This is a genomic window from Maridesulfovibrio sp., from assembly GCF_965230075.1.
Taxonomy (GTDB): domain Bacteria; phylum Desulfobacterota; class Desulfovibrionia; order Desulfovibrionales; family Desulfovibrionaceae; genus Maridesulfovibrio.
The window spans coordinates 113,602-133,983 of record NZ_OZ245945.1 but is presented as its reverse complement, the minus strand read 5'-3'; the positions used below and the strand labels follow the sequence as shown (position 1 = coordinate 133,983).

The following is a 20,382-nucleotide window of genomic DNA, read 5'->3' as shown; positions in this document are numbered from 1 at the left end:
TATGCCTGAATCATACAAAGTACTTGTAGTTGATGATGAAGAATCCATCCTGAAACTACTCAGCAAGGAACTTGCCAGCCCGGAACGCATTGTGCAGACCGCAAACTGCGCCAAGACCGCCCGGGAAATGGTCCGTAAGGAACGATACGAAGTCATTGTTTCCGACATCCGTCTGCCGGACGGGGACGGCCTTGAACTGCTCACCGAATTCAAGGATATGGAGCCGGATGTTGAGGTTATCCTGATCACCGGACACGGCAATATCGACAACGCCGTGGAAGCAATCCGTATCGGAGCCTACGATTACATTACCAAACCCTTCCGCCTCGACCGGGTGGAACTGGTTGTTGACCGGGCGTGGCAGCGGGTCTGCCTGACTCGTGAGAACCGCAGTTACCGCCATTCCCAGCAATGCGAAACAGCCAGCTCCCAACTCATCGGCAGCTCCAGCCCCATCAAACAGATCCGCCATCTGATCAACAAGGTCGCGCCCACCAATGTCCCGGTGCTGATTACCGGGGAATCCGGAGCCGGTAAGGATGTGGTGGCCCATGCGATCCATTGCGCCAGCCTGCGCGCGGGCAAACCTATGATCGTCAAAAACTGCGCCACCCTGCAAAAAGAGCTTTCGCGCAGTGAACTCTTCGGGCACACCAAAGGCTCCTTCACCGGGGCCACGGAAAACTGCGACGGATTGATGACCTTCGCCCATACCGGGACTCTCTTCCTTGATGAAATCGGTGAGTTGCCTATGGAAGTACAAGCCTCCCTTCTGCGTGTGCTGGAATCGCATACCTTCCGTAGGGTGGGGGAAAAAGACGAACGCACCGTGGATATCCGTTTTCTTTTTGCCACCAACCGCAACCTTGCCAAGGAAGTAGAGGAAGGCAGATTTCACGAAGCACTTTTCCACCGCATCAACGTCTTCAACATCAGTCTGCCGGAACTTAAAGACCGCCGCGAGGACGTACCCCTGCTCATAGATTTTTTCATCAACAAACTCGGTTTCCAGATGGGACAGGGCGAATACACAATAAGCGAACGAGCCATGCAATGCATGCTCTCTTATCATTGGCCGGGTAACGTGCGCGAACTTCGTAACGTACTGGAGCGCAGCATCATCCTCGCAGACAACAACACCATCACCTGCGCCTGCCTGCCCAAGGAAATCGCCGACCAGCCCGAACGCGAGGGCGAGGCCGGAATCCTTTCCTTGGAACGCATGGAACGGGAACACATAATCAAAGCCCTCGACTTCTTTAATGGCAACCGCCAAAAGGCCGCACAGGCTCTGGGGATCGGCAGGAAAACCCTTTACCGCAAGATTGATAAGTACAATTTGTAGGCACGGATTTACAATTTAATAAATTATGCAAGCCGCCCTGTATTCAACGGGGCGGCTTTTTGTATTCAATTCCATACCATTCAAGTGCCAAACCAACTCCAGCTGTAGAAAGCTGGACTTCCTCTCCAGTTCGGGCAGGATATATTGCCCATAGACTCCCAAGGAGGACTCCAGATGCGAAAAATCTGTTTTGTTTTGATGATGCTCTCATTATTGATAAGTTCAATGGCGTATGCCAGACCGATTCAGTCAGGTATGAATTTCCCGGACATACCGCTTGAAGGCAAAATTACTGATAATCAAAAAAATTACCTGAGCCTGAAAGGTACCGGACCATGGAAAGTAAGTGAGATTGATGCCGACTATATCATTATAGAAGTATACAGCATGTACTGTCCGCACTGCCAAAAGGAAGCTCCGGCAGTAAACAGCTTGTTCGAACGTCTTGAAAAAACATCAGGAAAGCAGGTTAAATTAATCGGACTCGCGGCAGGCAACACAGAATTCGAAATCGACTTTTTTAAAAAGAAGTTCAACGTGGAATTTCCGATCTTTGCTGACCCGGAGCTTGAGATTCATGATAAGATCGGCCAGCCCGGAACCCCGCATTTCTTTCTTCTCAAAAAGAACGGGGATTCTTATGCAGTAATTCTATCTCACGAAGGACCTTTTGAATCCCCGGCTAAATTCCTGCAAACAATCAAATCCAAACTATAGCCGGAGGAGGTCATGAAGAAAATATCACTCTATGCGCTACTTATGCTCCTGATTATGGGAGGCACAGCTCAGGCCAAAATTGCCAAGGAACTGATATTTAAACCGGGCCAGCTGAAACCAGTGGATAGTGTTCTCAAAGTTAAAGTTGATGACAAGGCCCCGGACTTTACCCTGCCCTCCATCTCCGGCAACAATATCAGTCTCTCGGACTACCGGGGCAAAAAAAATGTGGTAATTTCGTTCGTCCCTGCAGCGTTTACCCCCATCTGCTCTGACCAGTGGCCGGGCTACAACCTTGCCCGCGAACTGTTTGAAATGAATGATTCTGTAATCCTGGGCATCACTGCAGATAACGTTCCCTCACTACATGCATGGACAACCCAGATGGGAGATGAGGGGCTATGGTTTCCAGTGCTTTCCGATTTCTACCCTCATGGGGCTACTGCTGAGAAATACGGAATCCTCAGACCGGAAGGGACCACGGAACGCGCCATTTTCATCATCGATAAACAGGGAACCATACGCTACATAGACGTCCACGATATAAATAAAAGACCGGACCTCGGCCAGATAATCAAAGCTCTTAAGCAGCTGAACTAAGCTGTAGTACCATATTAGAATCAAAAGCCGCCCTCTGTTTTGGGCGGCTTTTTGTGTTTAGATGACTGCAAAAAAATGCATACGATAACAAACTTTAAATTAATAAACAAAGAAAAGTTCTTGATTCAATAATCAACAACCCAAAACATGAAAATTTTAGCTTTAAAACACAATAAATAAACAATAATTCAATGCAAACATATGCCCCGTAAAGCACAAGTGCTATCTGACACACAGCTATACATTGCTGGTCCATATTGACACACATGCACTTCACCCCACGCAGTGTAACACTTTTGTCATTCTTGTTATATTTTTCACATTAAAAATACCGATATCTAACCAGTAATTGGATCTGAAATGATTCATCACGAAAAAGCACAAAAAAACATAACTATCTAAAATAACTTAACAACACATTTTGGCACACGTCTTGCCCTATTGAAAGCGTTAATAAGTACACGACAGGCCCAACCTTCAAAAACCTATAAAGCTACAAGGATGGTCTCAAAATGGCAGTACGTGAACAAGTAAACGGTTTTTTCATTCCCAGCGTAACCCTTATCGGTATTGGCGCACACAAAGAAATCCCCGCTCGCATCAAAGCGCTCGGTGGTAAGAAGCCCCTGCTCGTAACAGACAAGGGTATCACCGGCGTAGGTATCACCCAGCAGATCGTTGACATTCTTAAAGCTGAAGGCATGGACTGCGTAGTCTATGATGACACCATTCCCAACCCCACTGACAACAACGTTGCAGACGGCGTAAAAGCATATCAGGACAACAAATGTGACTCCCTGATCACCCTTGGTGGCGGAAGCTCCCATGACTGCGGTAAAGGCGTAGGCCTCGTTGTTGCCAATGGCGGAACCATTCACGATTACGAAGGCGTGGACAAATCCACTAACCCCATGCCTCCTTATGTTGCAGTTAACACCACAGCAGGTACTGCTTCTGAAATGACCCGCTTCTGTATCATCACCGATACTTCCCGCAAGGTTAAGATGGCTATCGTTGACTGGCGCGTTACCCCCGGTATCGCACTTGACGATCCCCTGCTGATGATGGGCATGCCTCCGGCACTGACCGCAGCAACCGGTATGGACGCACTGACTCACTCTGTTGAAGCATGGGTTTCCACCATCGCTACTCCTATCACTGACGCTTGTGCTGAAAAATCCATCCGCCTGATCCACAAATACCTGCGCCGCGCAGTTGCTAACGGTCAGGACATCGATGCCCGCGAAGGTATGTGCTACGCGCAGTATCTCGGCGGTATGGCTTTCAACAACGCATCCCTCGGTCACGTACACGCAATGGCCCACCAGCTTGGCGGTTTCTATGATCTGCCTCACGGTGAGTGCAACGCCATCCTGCTGCCTCACGTTGAACAGCACAACCTGATTGCTAATGTTGAACGCTTCGCAATTATGGCTGAATGGCTTGGTGTTGATACCAGCGGTATGGACGAACGTGATGCAGCTGATGCAGCTCTTGATGCAATCCGCCAGCTCTCCGCTGACGTAGGCATCCCCGCAGGCCTCAAAGAACTCGGCGAAAGATACGGCAAGAAGGTTTCCGAAAAGGATATCCCGACTATGACTGCCAACGCCCAGAAAGATGCCTGCGGTCTCACCAACCCCAGATGCATGACTGACGAAGCAGTTGCAGCTATCTACAAAGCAGCAATGTAAACAAGAAAAGTTCCATCCGGCCTGCGGATCTGCAAACCGCAGGCCGGATGTACAAAAATACTTTTGTCGCAGATATGCGGATCATTTTTGCATAACAGAGGTCATGGATTGGCAAAGGTTTGATCCCATATCTGAAACATCCGAATTCGGCGCGCAGGTGGAGCTGCACACTTAATTAACCGGATGGACAGCGTATTTACGGAGGGGGACAAACTCCCCCTCAGAAATTTACCCCGCGCAGGCCCGGTTGCGGTGAAAGCCCGCTAATAAGCATACGGACCAATGCATAAATTGTTTCAATCATGTGCGGTTCATGTGAACCGTAAACCCCGGCACCTTGGAAACAAATGCAATCGGGCCTGCCCCTTTTACTCCCTCTCTTTATTCTGACCCCCTTCCTTTTTAGCTTTCTGTATCTTTTCAGAGAATCAACAATCTTATATTGTGCTTGACGACAATCTTCATCCAGGAATAGCATTCTTGCGTATTTTTTTACGTTTCTCACAATGTCTCAAATATCAACATCAAATTTTAAAATGAAATAAGATTTCTGAATTCAGCTTAAAGTTGACTTGCTTCCTGCTCTATTTGTTATTGTTCACACTCAATGCCTGTTTACCAACTAAAGACTGGGCGCCCGTTCGCTATTCAGAAAATAACCCCCACTTTAAAGACAAATAAAACAAAAATGAAGAAACAAAATTATATTATTTTTTTGCTATTCATGCTGATACTGGCATCCCCACACCAAGCCGCAGCATCCCAGCCAGATTGGCTCCCTGCTCGATACTCAGACAACATGGTCATTCCTAAAGGAAAAGAAGTTCCCTTTGCGTTTGAATGCAAAGGGAAAAAGAAAGCAACAATAATATTTAAGGGTGAAACCTACCAAACAACATTAAAAAACGGATGGTTTATTGGGATAATTCCAAAACAAAACTCATACGGGGGACCGTTCGAGATTACATTTACTGCTGACGATAGCTCACAAACGATTAAAAACGTGTGGGTGGGCGAAGTTTTATTTTTCTCAGGCCAATCTAACATGGAATTTCCATGCAAAAACCTTAAGCCCAAGCTTGCTGTTCTCCCTAAAACCCAAAAACACATCAGTTTTTTTAACGTACAAACACAAGGAGAGCAGAGTAAATGGGTTACTCCTAACGCAACAAATATTCCTGAACTGAGTGCGCTGGCATATTTGAGTGCAATAGAGTTGTCTCAGAATATGAACATTCCATTAGGAGTCATTACTTCTGCAGTTGGAGGATCACGAATTGAAGAATGGCTGGCCCCTGAATTCGAAAACCACAAGGACCTATTACACCCCCAATCTCTAGACCATATTAACAAAGGCCAAAAAGCTAAGTTGCTATATACAACCAATTCGACATTCTTAAACAAATACATATATGATTTAAGCTTTATTTCAGCAGACGCAAATGCTGAAGAAGCCTATGCTGACTTAGTACAACACCAAAGAATTGTTGAAAAAAAATTTCCAACGATTAGGTATCTTTTTAAAATTACTAAATCAAAAAATAAATTTCGCGTATCCTCAAGATGCACCTCAAAAATGGGAATCCCGTATATACGCTCAACCAATACTTTTGAAAGAACACGGAATTATCCATTCAATATATTAGTATGGTATCAAGGAGAGGCCAACGCGAATGATTTGAAGGACGCTCAATCATATAGATTCCTATTGGATAATTTTATCAAAGGGACTCAATTAAGCAATAAAGATTACACTCCTGTTCTTTTAATTCAACTACCTGAATACATTATCCCAGAAAACCACCAAAATACCTGGGCCTATATCAGGGAAGCTCAAGCTAACACGGCTGCATCCAACCCTAACGTCCGCCTAGTTCCTGCCCTTGGAACTGGAAACAAAGACAATGTTCACCCACCAGATAAAAGAGAACTAGCACGTAGGGTTGCTGCACAGCTTGAACAAACATTGACAAATAAACCATCTGTAACCCCGCAACTTTCAAATGTCGTTCCCATTAATGGAACTCTTAGACTTATTTTTACGAACACATACAAGGGTCTAAAATCTAGCGACTCGATAATATCAGGATTTTCAATCACGGACTCATCCGGAAAGGAAATTCTAGTAAAAGCGAAACTTATCAATAAACGGACTGTAGACATTGCATTACCTGTCCCCCCTAAAGAAGTCAGGTATGCTTGGGGCAACTACCCAAAATTCAGTTTATACAACAGCAAGAACATCCCTGTTCCTGCATTTCGTTTGATTGCACAATAACCCAAGGAAAGCACAATGTTCATCCTGGAAAAACCATATGTGTCTGAGCTGTTAAAGGACACTCTCAACAAAATGGGCAAGCCCATACTTGATAATGCAGTAGCACGTGGAGCATTTAAAGCTTCCCCTACTCCCATCTACACTGAAAGCGATTTTGTGGAAGCGTACAACAAAGACCGCACCCAGCCTGTTTACTCCAACTCTGAAAATACCATTGACTGGATCGACAACAATCTGGACAGTGGAGACCTGCCCCGGAAAATACGTTTATTCAAGGATAAAGGTGCGTTCCGCGATCTGGTCCGTGATATGTACCCGGATTTCTTTTATCGCACTGTAAAATTAGAAAAACTGGATTCGATTAACGCAGGAGAACTGCCCATTCCCTGTGTAATCAAGCCTTGCGTAGGATTCTTCAGCCTGGGTGTGCACATGGTGGAATCAATTGCAGGCTGGCAAGAAGCCATCAATGCCATCAAAAATGAAGTTGAGCAGATCAAAACCATGTATCCGGCCAAAGTGCTGGAACTAGACAACTTCATCATTGAAGAATGCATCGAGGGCGAGGAGTTTGCCGTCGATGCCTATTTTGATGCAGAAGGAAACCCGGTAATTCTCAATATCCTCGGGCACCTCTTTGCATCCAGCGATGATGTCAGCGACCGCTGCTACATAACTTCCACCGAAATCATCAACAAACATCATGATGATTTCCAGAGCCTGCTGCAGGAAATCGGCAAACGGGCAGAACTGAAAAACTTCCCCATCCATATTGAAGTTCGCACTGACGGGCGCGGCAACCTTGGGGTCATCGAAATAAACCCATGCGTTTTGCGGGCTGGTGTGTAACCGATCTCGCCCACTATGCATACGGGATCAATCCCTATGAATATTTCATGGGGGGACTCAAGCCGGATTGGAATAAAATCTACGGCTGCTGCAAGGGTAAAGTCTACAGTATGGTCATTGGCGAGATCGATTCCGCTGTGGACCGCTCTAAAATCAAATCCGTGGACTATGACGGATTCAAGGCGAACTTCTCCAAGCCACTTGAATTAAGGAAAATTGATTATCGCGAGCATCCTGTTTTCGCCTTTATCTTTGCTGAAGTGGATGCGGACAATATGGATGAGCTGCAAAAGATGCTGCATGCTGATTTTACGCCGTATTTGAGTATGAAATAACTATTAAATTAAAAGGCCCGCTTGAGCGGGCCTTATTTGTTTGATTAGAAGGGCTGGCCGTTGTTGATCGGTATATTGGTGGCAAATATTTTACTATCTACGTACCCACCTGTTCTAGCTGAACCTATTAAAGCAGTATGAGGAAGAGGGTCATTAGAACTCCACTGAATAGTCGCGTGCCCTATAATAACCTCTTTGCTTCCGACTGCCTGCAGCACAAATTTACGAGTCGAATGGGCTGGAATTTCAAAATCTGATGTGCCAGCTGCAATTACAACCCAACCACTTGAAGCAGACCCGGTCATGATTTTAGTACGATAAGTAACATCATTCCCATTTTGATCGTAAACGATCACGCGACATGAAATTGCATCATTGGTAATATTTGTTAACGCCATATAAGTAGCCCAATTACTCTTTGAACTAATAAAAACAGACTCCAAGCCGGGCACAATCACACTCCCCTGCGGAACAAAAGTACCCTGCGCAAACGCAGCACCGCATATCAGAACAACCAGAACTGCGGACATAAGGCCCGCGCGAATCTGTTTCATCATCTTCTTCTCCTTTGATGATTGATCAAATTAAAACCAAACTTAGCATTTAATCGGACAATCATCGCAAGAGTTTATGTCTTTAATCACATACTTAAGCATGTAAACACAAAGCAGACATTCGCCTTTGACAACAAAAGACATTTACGGCAGGTTTCGAATATTAGATATCAACCCCTCAAGGAGATACCATGAGCGAGACAATCGAAGATTTGACTATACATTACGAAGAAGACGGACAGGTAATTGTAAAAGAACTTGATAAAGAAGTGCTGACCAAAGGCGCATGGACCACCATCATGTTCCGCTACAAGCAGCTGGACCGCAAAAGCGGTGAATACGGCAAAGACATGTACACCATCCGCCGTTTCCGCAAAATGAAAGGCGAATACCGCCCGCAGTCCAAATTCAACATCTCCAGCCCTGATCAGGCCCGTAAGATCATCAATGCCCTTGAAGGCTGGATCAAAGATCTGGAAGATTAAGAATCTACCTAAAAAACATTGTCTTAAGGGCAATAAAAAAACTCCGCCCGGACACCCGGACGGAGTTTTTTTATTATTCAAAAATCACCCAAGAAATAAATAGCTTTAATTCACGGTATATGCCCCGCCCGGCTCAACTTTCTGGACAGTGGAATTGGAAATAGTGAACCAGAGGAATTCGCTGAATTTGGTGCCTACCTCATTCTTTTCGCTGTAAGTACAGCCCACAAGCCAGCCAGCATCAGTATAATAGCAATCGGTCGCGGACTCCATTTCCAGTGTCTCAGGATACATGGAATTCTTACTCAGGTACTCCTTTACCTCCGGGTAGAATCTACGATCCGCTGAAAGCTTCGGCTTGGGCCCGAACTTGGCAAGATCTTTCATGAATGCATCATACTTTTCCCGGTAGCGCTCATATTTACTTTTATACAGCTTCTCCCCGGGGTTGAGCTGCATCAGCTCTTCGTAAATATCCATATTGGCTTTGAAATCCCGGACCGGGAGGGCCTGCGCCTGTGCGTAGAGTTTTCGCTCCAGCCTTTTACGCAATTTTTTATCATATCCCTTCAATTCCTTGCGGTACTTACTGTTTTCCGGATCGAGATCGGCAAGCTCACCGTAATACTTGGCCAGATCGGCATAATTCCATTTGGAAGTCCGCTCAATACGCTCCAGTAGATCCTTTTCGGTGGCAAGATGAATCATGGCCCGTAACTCATCATTCATGAGTTCCTTGTTCTGCTCTGCCACAGTCAATGCGGTTTCAGCATTACCTGTCTCAATAAGCCGCTTCATGGTCTCGATGACCTTGGCCCTCTGCCCGTCCTGTTTTTCTTTCAGGATGCGTTCCTGTTCAACCCTGTTCTGCTCGGCAACACGGGCTTTTTCCACAGCAATTGACTGCTGCACTGTAAAAATAGTGTATCCGGCAACAATGAGGAGTATACCCCCGAAAATGCAACCCAATAAAATCTTCTGCGACTGGATGAATTCTTTAATGGTTTCAATATTCATGGCAGCAAAGATACGGACAGCGCTTTTAGCCGTCAACACAACTTCGGATAAAAGACCGTTTTTTTATATTTCGCTCTAAACAATTCTTAATGTAGGTCGATATGATCCATATGGAAGGAATATGGTCATGATAATAAACGGATCAGCATTAAAGAGTAATTACGGAGCTCCGGCTTTACTGGACAACGGTTCTCCGCTTTTGGGCGGGAGCCGGACTTCCGGCGTTAGAGCGACGCGCCTGAATACTCCGGCCTCGCCCGTAAATACTGCTGACCAGTTTGCAGAACTGATCGCTCAGAAGACCGTTAATCCAGACAAAGCAGGCGAAACTCAGAAGAGTTCCGAGGGAGATGCACAGAATCCCAAGGACCCTTCTGACCTGGCCGGCGCACTCGCCAATGCAGCCGATTTCATCGAAGGCAAATTCGGCAACGAAGCCGCAACAGCTTTCAAGGGCATAGTCATTGCCAACTCAGGGGACCAGATCACCGAGGATTCTCTGAGCAACGGCTTGTTGAAATCCATCCAGTTTATTGACCGCAACTTCGGCTTCGCTGCCGGGGATCAGGTCATGGATCATTTCAACTCCAATCTCAACAATGCCATGAATGACTACTTCGAAAACGGACTGCAGGAACATTTCTTTGCCGCCAGTCCAGAAGGCGGAGCGCAACTTACCCTGCAGAACACCTTTGCTCAGGTCAGCCAGCAATTCGGCGAAGATACCGCTGAGAGCATCAAAAGCCTGATCGAAGAGGTCCTTGAAGATGAAGGCAAGAGCCTTGATTCCATTAAAAAAGGACTCGACAAGGGTTTATCCGAAGCAGAAAAGAAGAACCCCGGAATCACAGACCTGACCGCGCCTCTTGCCGCCGGGGAAATCATGGATAAAATGCAATCCGGCAGTTCTTTTGCCGCCCCTGCTCCCGGTTCTGTGTTGAATATTTCCGTCTAAGCCGGGCAATCCTCCTCACGCACCTATCCCACTGAAAAACCGGATTCAATCGGTCTTATTTACTATTCAAGATCTGTTTTTTTTGTTATTGAAGGGATATCCAGTTTAATAAGCACGTAACGGAGGAGTAAGGATATGAGCTTTTTCTGGTTTTTCTTCGGTCTCGCAATGACTATTGCCGCGATTGCCTTTATCAAGGCAGGCAGCAAGGAGGACTAGTCACTGCGATTAACGGGTGAGCCCGTTTCCATTTTTTAAAGCCCGCTTTATGCGGGCTTTTTTTATATCCTGCTTTCAGGTAAATATTCATATAGTAAAAACACTAACTATAAATCGGACTAATCGTGAGCAGACAGGAAATCCTCGAACAGTTGAAAAAGAACAGCGGTGCATGGCGGGTCATACCCAGTATCATTAAAAATGATCAGGGAGAGTCGGAATTTGAAATGCTGCTGGCAAATGCGGAAATGCAGGACCCCGGCACAGCATCCCTTAATTTCAGGGAAACCCGCTGCGGGGGATTTGAATATGCTTCACGGGCTTTTCTGCATGCTCATCTGCAACCGGGAGACCTGTTTATTGATGTAGGGGCTCATTTCGGACTCTATACCCTGACCGCTGCCAAGAAATTCCCGGGCCGGATAAGTGTGCTGGCCATTGAACCTCACCCGGAAAACCTGAAGCGTCTGGCCATGTGGTGTGAGTTTAATGAATGTACGAAGAATGTAAAAATCGCCCAGTGTGCGGCTTCCTCCCAGAGCGGGCAGAGTGAACTTATCCAGAATTCTTCCATGGGGCACAGCCTTGTTCCCCAGCCCGGTAACCGCAGTCAGGGTAAACCGATAACTGTGCGGCTGGAACCTTTAGACAGTATCGTGCGCCAAGCCGGATTCATGGACTCCAAAAACCGGGTTTTCCTGAAAATTGATACCGAGGGCCATGAACTGGCAACTCTCTTGGGCGGGCTGGAACTGCTGAAAACAGGCCGGGTAGCGGCCATCATCTGGGAAAAGGGCCACTTCCATAACTCGGAAAAAGGGATCAAGGAATTTACCACCATCATGGGTTTGCTGCGCGACTTGGGTTATGAATCATACCGCTTTCCCCATGAAGATATGGGTGGCCCGCTGATCCCTTACTCACCCAGCCATGAACTCTGCAATGTGATCAGCATCGACAAATCATTTGCCCCGCTGCCCGTCTATGAACAGCCTTGGGCTGCCCACGCAGTAATGTCCACCAGTATGCGCCCCCCTGTTTCCGAGAATTTCATGATCGGATTCATCGAAGAACTTATCAAAGGGAAAAAAACCGACTGCGGGCGCTGGTCCCGCTGGGATATGCTCGGCACAGAAGCAGATCTGCGGGCCGGCATGGCCGGACAACTTGTTCCTGAAAACAGCTCCGTGCTTGATGCCGGGGCCGGGATAATGCTCCTGCGTGATTATATCCCGGAAAGCTGCACCTATACCCCGCTGGACATTGTTGCCCGCAACCGCAAAACAATTGTGGCCGACCTCAACCAGCAGCAATTCCCGGAGCAGAATTTTGATGTTATCTGCGCCCTGTACCTGCTTGAATTCATCCACGAACCGCAGCTGTTTCTGGACTGGACCTTCAAGCATGCAAAGAAGCTCATCTTCACCTACCATCCGCTTTTGCCGGGTAGAGATGTTCAGAAACGCAGGGGGGCGGGCTTCTTTAACGATTTCAACATTAACGAATTAAAACTCATGGCTGAAAAATCCGGCTGGAAGAAAGTCCTGATCAACGACATCACTTTCGGTCAGGCCTGCTTTGAATGTTTAAAATAAGGATAGAAAATGAAAATTTATTCATGGAACGTTAACGGATACCGGGCTGTAATCAAAAAAAATTTCAACGAATGGTTTGAACAGAGCAATGCAGACGTGGTCATGGTGCAGGAAACCAAGGCCCACCCGGACCAGATCCCGGACAAAAACCGCGACCTTGAAGGATATAAATCTTTCTGGAACTGGTCCAAAGTAAAAAAAGGATATTCCGGCACAGCCTGTTTCACCCGCCAGCCGGTGCTTTCACATTCCTTCGGGCTTGCAGATGAAAAATATCAGGGTGAAGGCCGGGTAGTGCTCATGGAGTACGAACAATTCTACCTTTTCAACATTTACTACCCCAACGGCCAGATGAGCGATGAACGCCTTGAATACAAAATGGGTTTTTACGACAGCTTCCTTGAATACGCCGAAAAATTGCGCAAGAAAAAACCCATTGTGGTCGGCGGAGACTTCAATACCGCACATAAGGAAATTGACCTCAAAAACCCTAAAGCCAACTCGGAAAGGTCAGGCTTCCTGCCCATTGAACGGGCATGGCTCGATAAATTCATCGAGCATGGATATGTGGACACCTTCCGCATGTTTGATGACAGCCCGGGGAAATATTCATGGTGGAGCTACCGCTTTAATGCCCGCAAGAACAACGCCGGGTGGCGCATTGATTACTTCTTTGTTTCTGAAGAGCTGAAAGACAATGTAAAAAATGCGTGGATCGAATCAGATGTCATGGGGTCGGACCACTGCCCCATCGGAATAGAACTGCTTTTTCCTTAAAAATTCAAAACTGCAGAAAAGGGAGCCTTGGGCTCCTTTTTTTGTTCCGGTAATAAATCCCGTTTAACCCAATCTTTGCATGAAAAATATGGCTTCCTTCCTTGAAATATTGTATTGTTGTAACAATCGGGGTCGGACGCTGTAAGTGGTTACACACGCTTACGACTTGATAAACTGATAAATGCCCTACGATTTATTGTTCTGAGAGGACGGAGGTTTATATGTTTAAAAACATGCGGATAGGCACCAAAATCGCATTAAGTATCAGTGCGTTAATGATCATCATCTTTGTGGCATTCACCAGTATGATTGTAAGCAAAGCTAAAGAGTCTTCCATTCAACAGGCCCAAAACCTTGCTGGCGAAATGGCCGGTAGATACGGGAATGAGGTTAAAGGTATCATTGAAAAAGCCCTTGATGCCTCATGGGCCGGTGCAGCTGCCATGAAAAGCATCACTGACTTCAAGGCCAATGTAGACCGCGAAATGGTAAACGACTTCATTAAAACGCTTACCGAAGCGGACTCTATGTTCTTCGGAACTCAGATTGTTATTGAAGCCAACGAACTCGATGGCAGGGATGAATACTTTATGGGCAATGAAAAGTACGGCCCAAAAGGTGAATATGGACAATACGGATGGTATGACGGCGGCACCTGGAAGCTTGCTGAGATGCACAAGAACGATCCCAACAACACCCGCGCCTGGTACATGGTTCCGCGTGACACCGGAAAAGCCGTCCTGACAGAGCCTTATACCACCTCAGTTGTTCCCGAAGTTATGGCTACAGTCAGTGTGCCCATCCTTAAAAGCGGTAAATTCATCGGTGTCGTCGGCATCGACTTTGTTCTTGGATCATTTGAAACAATGATCAAGGACATTCACCCCATGGAAACAGGATATGCCTTTATCACCTCCAATAAAGGATATTGTGTAGCCCACCCGGACAAAGACATTGTCACCAAAAACATCACCGAATCCTTTCCTAATGCAGATCGCAGTGATATTTTGAATGCCATTGAAAATGGCAAATCATACCACAAAACTATAGTTTCGCCCAAAACAGGAAAAGAGTATTATTATGTATTTGAACCTGTTGTAATCAGCGGTACAACCACCCCATGGTCCATCGGGCTGGCCATCCCCACGGATAAAATCTACGCGGAAGCAAACAGCTTCTTCAAACTGATCGTCACCATTTCCGTACTGGCTATCGTACTTGTCATCGGTGTGGTCCTGCTTATTGCCCGTTCCATCTCCAAGCCTATCGGCATTATGGTTGATGATGCACAGAAAATTGCAGAAGGCGATTTCGAGACCAAGATGGACCGTAGTCTTTTCGGTGGCGAGCTGCTGACCTTGCATGACGCCCTGCGCTCCATGGTGGATAATCTGGTTAAGTTTATTTCCACAGCAGAAGAGAAATCAAAAGAAGCTGAACAGCAGACTCAGGCTGCCAACGAAGCCCTTGAAGAGGCAAGGCTGGCCAAGGAAGCAGCAGAACGGGCTAAGGCCGAAGGTATGCTGCAGGCAGCAAGAGAGCTTGAAGGCATTGTTGAGCAGATAACTTCCGCATCCGAAGAGCTGTCTTCCCAGATTGAAGAATCTGCACGCGGTTCTGAAACCCAGCGGGAACGCACCTCTGAATCAGCCACTGCCATGGAGCAAATGAACGCATCCGTGCTTGAGGTAGCCCAGAATGCATCTCAGGCCGCAGAGAGTGCTCTTGATGCCAAGAAGAATGCAGAAGACGGAGGACGCATTGTTGCAGACGTGGTCTCCTCCATTGACTCAGTCAACAAGGCATCCTCCAAGATGGTCAGCGGTCTGAACGAGCTTGGCACTCAGGCAGAAGGCATCTCACAGGTAATCACCGTGATCACCGATATCGCCGATCAAACCAACCTGCTGGCACTTAACGCGGCAATTGAAGCCGCACGCGCAGGTGAAGCCGGACGCGGATTCGCAGTTGTAGCGGATGAAGTCCGCAAGCTGGCTGAAAAAACCATGCAGGCAACTCAGGAAGTTGAGCAGGCTGTTCATGCCATCCAGTCTGAAACCCGCAGAAACATCGACGAAATGAACAATGCTGCAAACATGGTTGCCAAGAGCACCGAGTATGCAGGGCAGGCTGGTGAAAGCCTTGAAACCATTGTTGAGAACGTAGACTCTACAGCGGATCAGGTCCGGGCCATTGCAACAGCCAGTGAAGAACAGTCCGCCGCAAGTGAACAGATCAACCGCGGAACAGACGAAGTCAACCGCATTGCCATGGAAACTGCTGAAGCCATGCACCAATCCATGACCGCAGTTTCCGATCTTGCAAGACTGTCCGGAGATCTTCAGAAGCTTATCGACGACCTGAAAGACGTGTAATCAAACTCGCAAACAAATAAGTACATCGAAAAGCCCTCTTCAATCGGAGAGGGCTTTTTTTAGTGCTTCATCAAGCTAACACTGAATCATATTTTTAGAATAAAAAAATTTACACTTAAGACTAAATAATGATAAAAAATTTGCAGTTAGAAAAATTTACATTTCACTAACCATCTACTTGGGGAGAAAGGATGAAAAAATTCATTTTAACACTGGTTCTGGTTCTCGCTCCTGCTGTTTGTTTTGCAGGTCCGATGGAAGATTTTGTAGATGAATGCACAAAAGTTACGCAGAATGAAGCGGCATGCATGAAAATTTACGCCGATGCCATGAGCAGCCACATCTTTGATGGAGCGAACTTTTCGGCAGGCCAAAGGATAAAGTGCGGAGCAGGACTTGAACTCCGTGTCGCAGCCCATGCCTGCGAATTCCTGCCCATTGGCGGTGGCCCTTGCGTTGAAGCGGCAAAACGTGCTTGCGCTAAGGCATGTGGTGGATGTCCTTCAATAGCCAACAGGTTCTGTAAATCAGATCTCCCTCTCACTGATATGATCAAACAAATTAAAGACGGCAAATACGCATGTAACTAATTAAAATAGATCATATTATCAATCAAACATCAGCAGTAAAAACTGGCGTAAAAGTATTTTCCGCCAGTTTTTTTCTTAAACTTAACTTTTTTACTTGATATTGATTTTCAAGTTCATTAATACTGTTTTCAAGCAATCACTGCAAACAGGAGACATACCATGACCCAAACAGCAAGCATATCTTCACTCGACAGAAAAAAATTTCTCAAAAAAGCATTTAAAGGGTTTTGCGGTCCCAACGAAAAAAGGATGAAAGGGACTGACCTCCCCCCCTTTCCGGCACCGAACAAAGGCAAAGATTAATCCGACCCATACGGCCATGCAGGGATCGGGTATTCTAGAATTTCCTGAAAGCGAATAAAATAACGGAGTAGAAAATGGCAGACGTTATTAAAGAAGCAGCCCGCATGAGGCGGCAATACGGTTGGAAAACATACCTTATTAAGTTTAAAGATTACTATTCGTACACTTTTGACCCCAGCCTTTTCCCGGATTTCGAATTGCTCGGTGAAGTGGGAGCCGACGGAGCGATCATCCCCTCCTCCAAGGCATAAAAACAACCATGCTTACTCTCCCAAGGTTGTGACACCCATGCTCTAAGCTCACTTCACCTTTCCCGGCTTCGCACTTCTCCCCGTTGGCGAAGCCGGGTCTATTTTTTCATAGATCAGTCTTCTGCACACTCTTCAGAAAGAGTGTCTCCGATCCTGTCAAAAACTTCCTTCAAATCACCGGGAATCGCATCCCCTCCGTTAAGAAGCTCCTGAACCTCTTCAGGGGAAAGCCCTACGGAATCAGCAATAGCCTGTATTTTTTCTGATAGTTCAGTCTTTTCCATACGACATATTTTACACTCCCTGCGGGGGGTTTGCAAAAAATGATTTTCTATCAAAAACGAAACTGGACATCATAAGAAGATGGCTCTATGAAAGCTGTTCGTCTGCATCAGGAAAGGAATTACCCGCTCCTGCAGACGAAATAACTTTTCCCGGAGCTAACATGCTGGACAATTTGAGCATTGTACTTTTCGGTACTAAATACCCTGAAAACGTCGGGTCATCGGCCCGCGCCATGACCAATATGGGCTGTGAAAACCTGACACTGGTGCGCCCCGCATCATGGAATATGGATAAAGCAATGCCGCTGGCAACAGTCAAAGGCCGCGACATTGTGGAAAAAGCAGTTGTTGCCGACGACCTTTCCGAAGCCCTGAAAAACCAGACCCGGGTCTACGGGACAACAGCCCGCACCGGAGGCTGGCGCAAAGGGGTGATGACCCCGTCCACCGCAGCTCCGCTCATCGTGGACCAGCTCCGGGCCGGAGAAAAAGTCGCCGTTGTCTTCGGTCCTGAAGACAGGGGGCTGACCAACGACGAAACTCAACTCTGCTCAAGACTGATCAACATTCCTACCAGCAGGGAAAACAGCTCCCTAAACCTTTCTCAGGCTGTACTCATTATTTTATATGAATGCTTTAAAAACGCGCTGGACAAGCCCTTCACCCCGGCCGGTCCTCCGGAAGAACGTCCCACCTCTTTTGAAGAACAGGAAATTTTGGCCTCCAATCTACAGGAAACCCTGCTGGCTATCGACTTTCTGAAAGCTGACAACCCGGATTACTGGATGATGCCTGTAAGACGATTCATGTCCAGAATCGACATCAAACGCAACGAATTCAACCTGCTCATGGGAATCTGCCGCCAGATCAAATGGATAGCCGGACAGGCAGGCAAAAAATAATACGGAAACAAAGGCAGACCCTTCTCAATTTCAAAAAAGAGCGTTACAATAAAGAAACGAATTTAGCCTTGCGGAGCCTGTAAATGTCCGAGAACAGTAATATTAAAGACCTCAGCGGCGTATTCTCCCGTCAGAGAATCGCCAAGGTCGGAACCGGAACCACCACTCGCCGCGTAGCCCAGATCGGTTACTACTTTGTTGAACAAATGGCTGATGACCTGTTTCAAGTACGCCCTTTGAACAGCAACTTTGTGCCCACCGGAGACCCGGAAGGAATTGACCGGGACGCACTCCTTAAAGACTACACTCCTGAACCTGAGATGTACCATAAGCAGGTTCTGCCCAATATGAAGGAGTTACAGAAAACCCTCGCCCGTGCGGATCGCTACCGCCAGCAGGGAAACTCCTTCAGCGCTGAAATGGAATATACCAACGCCATCAAGGTGGATGAGATGAACGTGCGCGGCAACTTCGGTGTCGGCCTCTGTCTCATGCAGCGCGGCGAGACCGAACGGGCCAACGATGTTTTTGCCCGCCTTGTTTCCATGGATGCGCCCTTTGCCCCGGAACATAAACATATGTTTAATGATTTTGGCATCAACCTGAGAAAATCCAAAATGATCCCTCAGGCTATTGAGTACTATTCCAAAGCTATCGCCCTAAGTCCGGACGACGAGCACCTGCGCTACAACCTTGCCCGGGCCTATTTTGAAGATAAGCAATACGACAAAGTACGTGAAGAACTGGCCAAGTGTCTGGAACTTAACCCTGAATTCGCTGAAGCGAAAAAATTTGTCGCTTATCTGGACAAAAATAAGCTGGGCTGATCAGCAAAAAAACATTATACAGTTCCAATGAACTCCATCAAAGGCTTCATTGTAGCAGGAACACACAGCGGTTGCGGTAAGACCTCGGTAACACTGGGCCTTATGGCTGCGCTTGCCCGTCGGGATATCAAAGTCCAGCCCTTTAAGACCGGGCCGGACTTTATTGATCCGGGCCACCATACCCGTGCCGCAGGACGGACCTGCCATAACCTTGACGGCTGGATGCTTTCCGGCAAGACCCTGCGCGATATTTTCTCCCGTTATGCACAGGATGCAGACGCATGCATTGTTGAAGGCGTCATGGGTCTTTACGACGGTTATTCCGCACTTGATGAAACAGGCTCCACCGCCCATCTTTCCAAAGAATTAAACCTGCCGGTGATTCTGGTCGTAGATGCCGGGTCCATGGCCCGTTCCGCTGCTGCACTGGTGCAGGGATTCTGCAATTTCGATCCTGAAACCCCTGTAGCCGGGGTAATTTTCAACCGAGTGGGCAGCAGCAATCATGCCCAGATCCTGAGCGAAGCCATATCCTTAACCGATGTCCCGCTCATCGGCTGCCTGCCCCGCCGGGCAGAAATCGCCACTCCCTCACGCCATCTGGGACTTGTAACCCCGGAACACCTCGAAGATCTGGAAGGCAAATACAATGCCCTTGCCGACTGGGTGGAGGAAAACCTCGACCTCGACCAAATCATCGAAGCCCTGCCGGACATTCCTGTACAGCCCCGCTTTGATAAAGTGCCGATGATCCCGCGCACAAGGATCGGCATTGCGCAGGATGATGCTTTTTCATTTTACTACGAGGAAAACCTGCGTCTGCTGCGTGAGGCCGGGGCGGAGCTGGTTCCTTTCTCTCCCATAGAAGACAAAGCCCTGCCCGAAGGCATTTCAGGAATTTATTTCGGCGGCGGCTATCCTGAACTGGCTGCTTTTGATCTGGCCCAGAACACCAAATTACGCCGGAGCATTGCAGATTTTTCCTCAGCAGGCCATCCTGTTTATGCTGAATGCGGAGGATTCATGTATCTCATGGAATCCATTTGCAAAGATGACCGGGTATTCCCCATGTGCGGCATATTCCCCTTCCGCAGTGCAATGCAATCCCGCTTCCAGTCCCTTGGGTACCGCGAAGTGGAAATCACCCATGACACGATTCTTGGTCCAGCTGGAACAGTGGTCAGGGGGCATGAATTCCACTACTCCGCTTTAGAAGAAATGCCGGAGAATCCGCAAAAAGCATATCAGGTGACCTGCAAGAAAAATATTTCTTCAAGCGAAGGGTTCATTGCCAACGACAACACGCTGGGCAGCTATATCCACCTCCATTTTGCCAGCAACCCGCAAGTGGCGGCAAATTTTGTGGAAGCCTGCGCGGCCTCTTCCCGCGCGGAAAATATTTAAGCAGCCTGCATTTACTCTAAAACGGG

20 protein-coding genes are annotated in these 20,382 nt (G+C 47.3%); 17 read left to right on the top strand and 3 right to left on the bottom strand.

Annotated elements, in window-relative coordinates; translation table 11 throughout:
• Position 1 precedes the first annotated feature (1 nt).
• The 7 genes from ACO05Z_RS00625 to ACO05Z_RS00595 all read left to right on the top strand — a co-directional run bounded on the left by ACO05Z_RS00625 (position 2) and on the right by ACO05Z_RS00595 (position 7,818).
• A complete protein-coding gene (locus ACO05Z_RS00625) occupies positions 2-1,345 on the top strand; it encodes a sigma-54-dependent transcriptional regulator (protein ID WP_421899329.1) in 1,344 nt (447 codons plus the stop codon).
• A 174-nt stretch (positions 1,346-1,519) separates the two neighbouring features.
• Positions 1,520-2,062, top strand: a complete 543-nt coding sequence (locus tag ACO05Z_RS00620) for a peroxiredoxin family protein (protein ID WP_421899327.1) — start codon at positions 1,520-1,522, stop codon at positions 2,060-2,062.
• Between the two features lie 12 nt (positions 2,063-2,074).
• A complete protein-coding gene (locus ACO05Z_RS00615; protein ID WP_421899325.1) occupies positions 2,075-2,662 on the top strand; it encodes a peroxiredoxin in 588 nt (195 codons plus the stop codon).
• Between the two features lie 512 nt (positions 2,663-3,174).
• Positions 3,175-4,356, top strand: a complete 1,182-nt coding sequence (locus ACO05Z_RS00610; protein ID WP_421899323.1) for an iron-containing alcohol dehydrogenase — start codon at positions 3,175-3,177, stop codon at positions 4,354-4,356.
• 688 nt (positions 4,357-5,044) lie between these two features.
• Positions 5,045-6,634 (top strand): sialate O-acetylesterase, encoded by a 1,590-nt coding sequence (locus tag ACO05Z_RS00605; protein ID WP_421899321.1) that lies wholly within the window; start codon positions 5,045-5,047, stop codon positions 6,632-6,634.
• Positions 6,635-6,649: 15 nt separating this feature from the next.
• The gene (locus ACO05Z_RS00600) at positions 6,650-7,483 is read left to right on the top strand and encodes an ATP-grasp domain-containing protein (protein ID WP_421899319.1); all 834 of its coding nucleotides are present in this window, start codon (positions 6,650-6,652) and stop codon (positions 7,481-7,483) included.
• Entirely contained in the window at positions 7,459-7,818 is a 360-nt protein-coding gene (locus ACO05Z_RS00595; RefSeq protein WP_421899317.1) for a hypothetical protein, read from the top strand. The genes ACO05Z_RS00600 and ACO05Z_RS00595 overlap by 25 nt, the downstream gene beginning before the upstream one ends.
• A 44-nt stretch (positions 7,819-7,862) precedes the next feature.
• On the opposite strand, the gene ACO05Z_RS00590 is transcribed toward ACO05Z_RS00595, so the two are convergent.
• Entirely contained in the window at positions 7,863-8,375 is a 513-nt protein-coding gene (locus ACO05Z_RS00590; RefSeq protein ID WP_421899315.1) for a hypothetical protein, read from the bottom strand.
• 188 nt (positions 8,376-8,563) lie between these two features.
• Between ACO05Z_RS00590 and ACO05Z_RS00585 the strand changes: the two genes are divergently transcribed.
• Positions 8,564-8,857 carry a hypothetical protein gene (locus ACO05Z_RS00585; protein ID WP_421899313.1) on the top strand — a complete coding sequence of 98 codons (294 nt, stop codon included), beginning with the start codon at positions 8,564-8,566 and terminating at the stop codon, positions 8,855-8,857.
• 105 nt (positions 8,858-8,962) lie between these two features.
• Here the strand turns inward: ACO05Z_RS00585 and ACO05Z_RS00580 are convergent, their stop codons facing one another.
• The gene (locus tag ACO05Z_RS00580; protein ID WP_421899311.1) at positions 8,963-9,913 is read right to left on the bottom strand and encodes a hypothetical protein; all 951 of its coding nucleotides are present in this window, start codon (positions 9,911-9,913) and stop codon (positions 8,963-8,965) included.
• A gap of 82 nt (positions 9,914-9,995) precedes the next feature.
• On the opposite strand from ACO05Z_RS00580, the gene ACO05Z_RS00575 reads away from it, so the two are divergent.
• The 6 genes from ACO05Z_RS00575 (at position 9,996) to ACO05Z_RS00550 (ending at position 16,939) form a co-directional block, all read left to right on the top strand.
• Positions 9,996-10,829, top strand: coding sequence for a hypothetical protein (locus tag ACO05Z_RS00575; RefSeq protein ID WP_421899309.1), 834 nt, complete (start codon positions 9,996-9,998; stop codon positions 10,827-10,829).
• A gap of 344 nt (positions 10,830-11,173) precedes the next feature.
• Positions 11,174-12,643 carry an FkbM family methyltransferase gene (locus ACO05Z_RS00570; RefSeq protein WP_421899307.1) on the top strand — a complete coding sequence of 490 codons (1,470 nt, stop codon included), beginning with the start codon at positions 11,174-11,176 and terminating at the stop codon, positions 12,641-12,643.
• 9 nt (positions 12,644-12,652) lie between these two features.
• Positions 12,653-13,420, top strand: coding sequence for an exodeoxyribonuclease III (xth, locus tag ACO05Z_RS00565; RefSeq protein WP_421899305.1), 768 nt, complete (start codon positions 12,653-12,655; stop codon positions 13,418-13,420).
• Positions 13,421-13,641: 221 nt separating this feature from the next.
• On the top strand, positions 13,642-15,795 hold the full coding sequence (locus tag ACO05Z_RS00560) for a methyl-accepting chemotaxis protein (protein ID WP_421899303.1): 2,154 nt from the start codon (positions 13,642-13,644) through the stop codon (positions 15,793-15,795).
• A 191-nt stretch (positions 15,796-15,986) separates the two neighbouring features.
• Positions 15,987-16,385, top strand: a complete 399-nt coding sequence (locus tag ACO05Z_RS00555; protein ID WP_421899301.1) for a hypothetical protein — start codon at positions 15,987-15,989, stop codon at positions 16,383-16,385.
• Positions 16,386-16,762: 377 nt separating this feature from the next.
• Positions 16,763-16,939: a hypothetical protein gene (locus ACO05Z_RS00550; protein ID WP_012765866.1), complete on the top strand. Its 177-nt coding sequence runs from the start codon at positions 16,763-16,765 to the stop codon at positions 16,937-16,939.
• Positions 16,940-17,052: 113 nt separating this feature from the next.
• On the opposite strand, the gene ACO05Z_RS00545 is transcribed toward ACO05Z_RS00550, so the two are convergent.
• On the bottom strand, positions 17,053-17,223 hold the full coding sequence (locus ACO05Z_RS00545) for a hypothetical protein (protein WP_421899299.1): 171 nt from the start codon (positions 17,221-17,223) through the stop codon (positions 17,053-17,055).
• 161 nt (positions 17,224-17,384) lie between these two features.
• Here ACO05Z_RS00545 and ACO05Z_RS00540 point away from each other — a divergent pair, with 161 nt between their 5' ends.
• From ACO05Z_RS00540 to ACO05Z_RS00530, 3 genes are all read left to right on the top strand, one after another.
• Positions 17,385-18,125 carry an RNA methyltransferase gene (locus ACO05Z_RS00540; protein ID WP_421899297.1) on the top strand — a complete coding sequence of 247 codons (741 nt, stop codon included), beginning with the start codon at positions 17,385-17,387 and terminating at the stop codon, positions 18,123-18,125.
• An 83-nt stretch (positions 18,126-18,208) separates the two neighbouring features.
• On the top strand, positions 18,209-18,952 hold the full coding sequence (locus ACO05Z_RS00535; RefSeq protein ID WP_421899295.1) for a tetratricopeptide repeat protein: 744 nt from the start codon (positions 18,209-18,211) through the stop codon (positions 18,950-18,952).
• Between the two features lie 27 nt (positions 18,953-18,979).
• Positions 18,980-20,356: a cobyrinate a,c-diamide synthase gene (locus ACO05Z_RS00530; RefSeq protein ID WP_421899293.1), complete on the top strand. Its 1,377-nt coding sequence runs from the start codon at positions 18,980-18,982 to the stop codon at positions 20,354-20,356.
• Positions 20,357-20,382 lie beyond the last annotated feature (26 nt).

What these genes read in the sequence shown, in the direction of transcription:
- ACO05Z_RS00625 (WP_421899329.1), top strand. Translation starts at nt 2, where the DNA reads ATGCCTGAATCATACAAAGTACTTGTAGTTGATGATGAAGAATCCATC.
- ACO05Z_RS00620 (WP_421899327.1), top strand. Translation starts at nt 1,520, where the DNA reads ATGCGAAAAATCTGTTTTGTTTTGATGATGCTCTCATTATTGATAAGT.
- ACO05Z_RS00615 (WP_421899325.1), top strand. Translation starts at nt 2,075, where the DNA reads ATGAAGAAAATATCACTCTATGCGCTACTTATGCTCCTGATTATGGGA.
- ACO05Z_RS00610 (WP_421899323.1), top strand. Translation starts at nt 3,175, where the DNA reads ATGGCAGTACGTGAACAAGTAAACGGTTTTTTCATTCCCAGCGTAACC.
- ACO05Z_RS00605 (WP_421899321.1), top strand. Translation starts at nt 5,045, where the DNA reads ATGAAGAAACAAAATTATATTATTTTTTTGCTATTCATGCTGATACTG.
- ACO05Z_RS00600 (WP_421899319.1), top strand. Translation starts at nt 6,650, where the DNA reads ATGTTCATCCTGGAAAAACCATATGTGTCTGAGCTGTTAAAGGACACT.
- ACO05Z_RS00595 (WP_421899317.1), top strand. Translation starts at nt 7,459, where the DNA reads ATGCGTTTTGCGGGCTGGTGTGTAACCGATCTCGCCCACTATGCATAC.
- ACO05Z_RS00590 (WP_421899315.1), bottom strand. Translation starts at nt 8,375, where the DNA reads ATGATGAAACAGATTCGCGCGGGCCTTATGTCCGCAGTTCTGGTTGTT.
- ACO05Z_RS00585 (WP_421899313.1), top strand. Translation starts at nt 8,564, where the DNA reads ATGAGCGAGACAATCGAAGATTTGACTATACATTACGAAGAAGACGGA.
- ACO05Z_RS00575 (WP_421899309.1), top strand. Translation starts at nt 9,996, where the DNA reads ATGGTCATGATAATAAACGGATCAGCATTAAAGAGTAATTACGGAGCT.
- xth (WP_421899305.1), top strand. Translation starts at nt 12,653, where the DNA reads ATGAAAATTTATTCATGGAACGTTAACGGATACCGGGCTGTAATCAAA.
- ACO05Z_RS00560 (WP_421899303.1), top strand. Translation starts at nt 13,642, where the DNA reads ATGTTTAAAAACATGCGGATAGGCACCAAAATCGCATTAAGTATCAGT.
- ACO05Z_RS00555 (WP_421899301.1), top strand. Translation starts at nt 15,987, where the DNA reads ATGAAAAAATTCATTTTAACACTGGTTCTGGTTCTCGCTCCTGCTGTT.
- ACO05Z_RS00550 (WP_012765866.1), top strand. Translation starts at nt 16,763, where the DNA reads ATGGCAGACGTTATTAAAGAAGCAGCCCGCATGAGGCGGCAATACGGT.
- ACO05Z_RS00545 (WP_421899299.1), bottom strand. Translation starts at nt 17,223, where the DNA reads ATGGAAAAGACTGAACTATCAGAAAAAATACAGGCTATTGCTGATTCC.
- ACO05Z_RS00540 (WP_421899297.1), top strand. Translation starts at nt 17,385, where the DNA reads ATGCTGGACAATTTGAGCATTGTACTTTTCGGTACTAAATACCCTGAA.
- ACO05Z_RS00535 (WP_421899295.1), top strand. Translation starts at nt 18,209, where the DNA reads ATGTCCGAGAACAGTAATATTAAAGACCTCAGCGGCGTATTCTCCCGT.
- ACO05Z_RS00530 (WP_421899293.1), top strand. Translation starts at nt 18,980, where the DNA reads ATGAACTCCATCAAAGGCTTCATTGTAGCAGGAACACACAGCGGTTGC.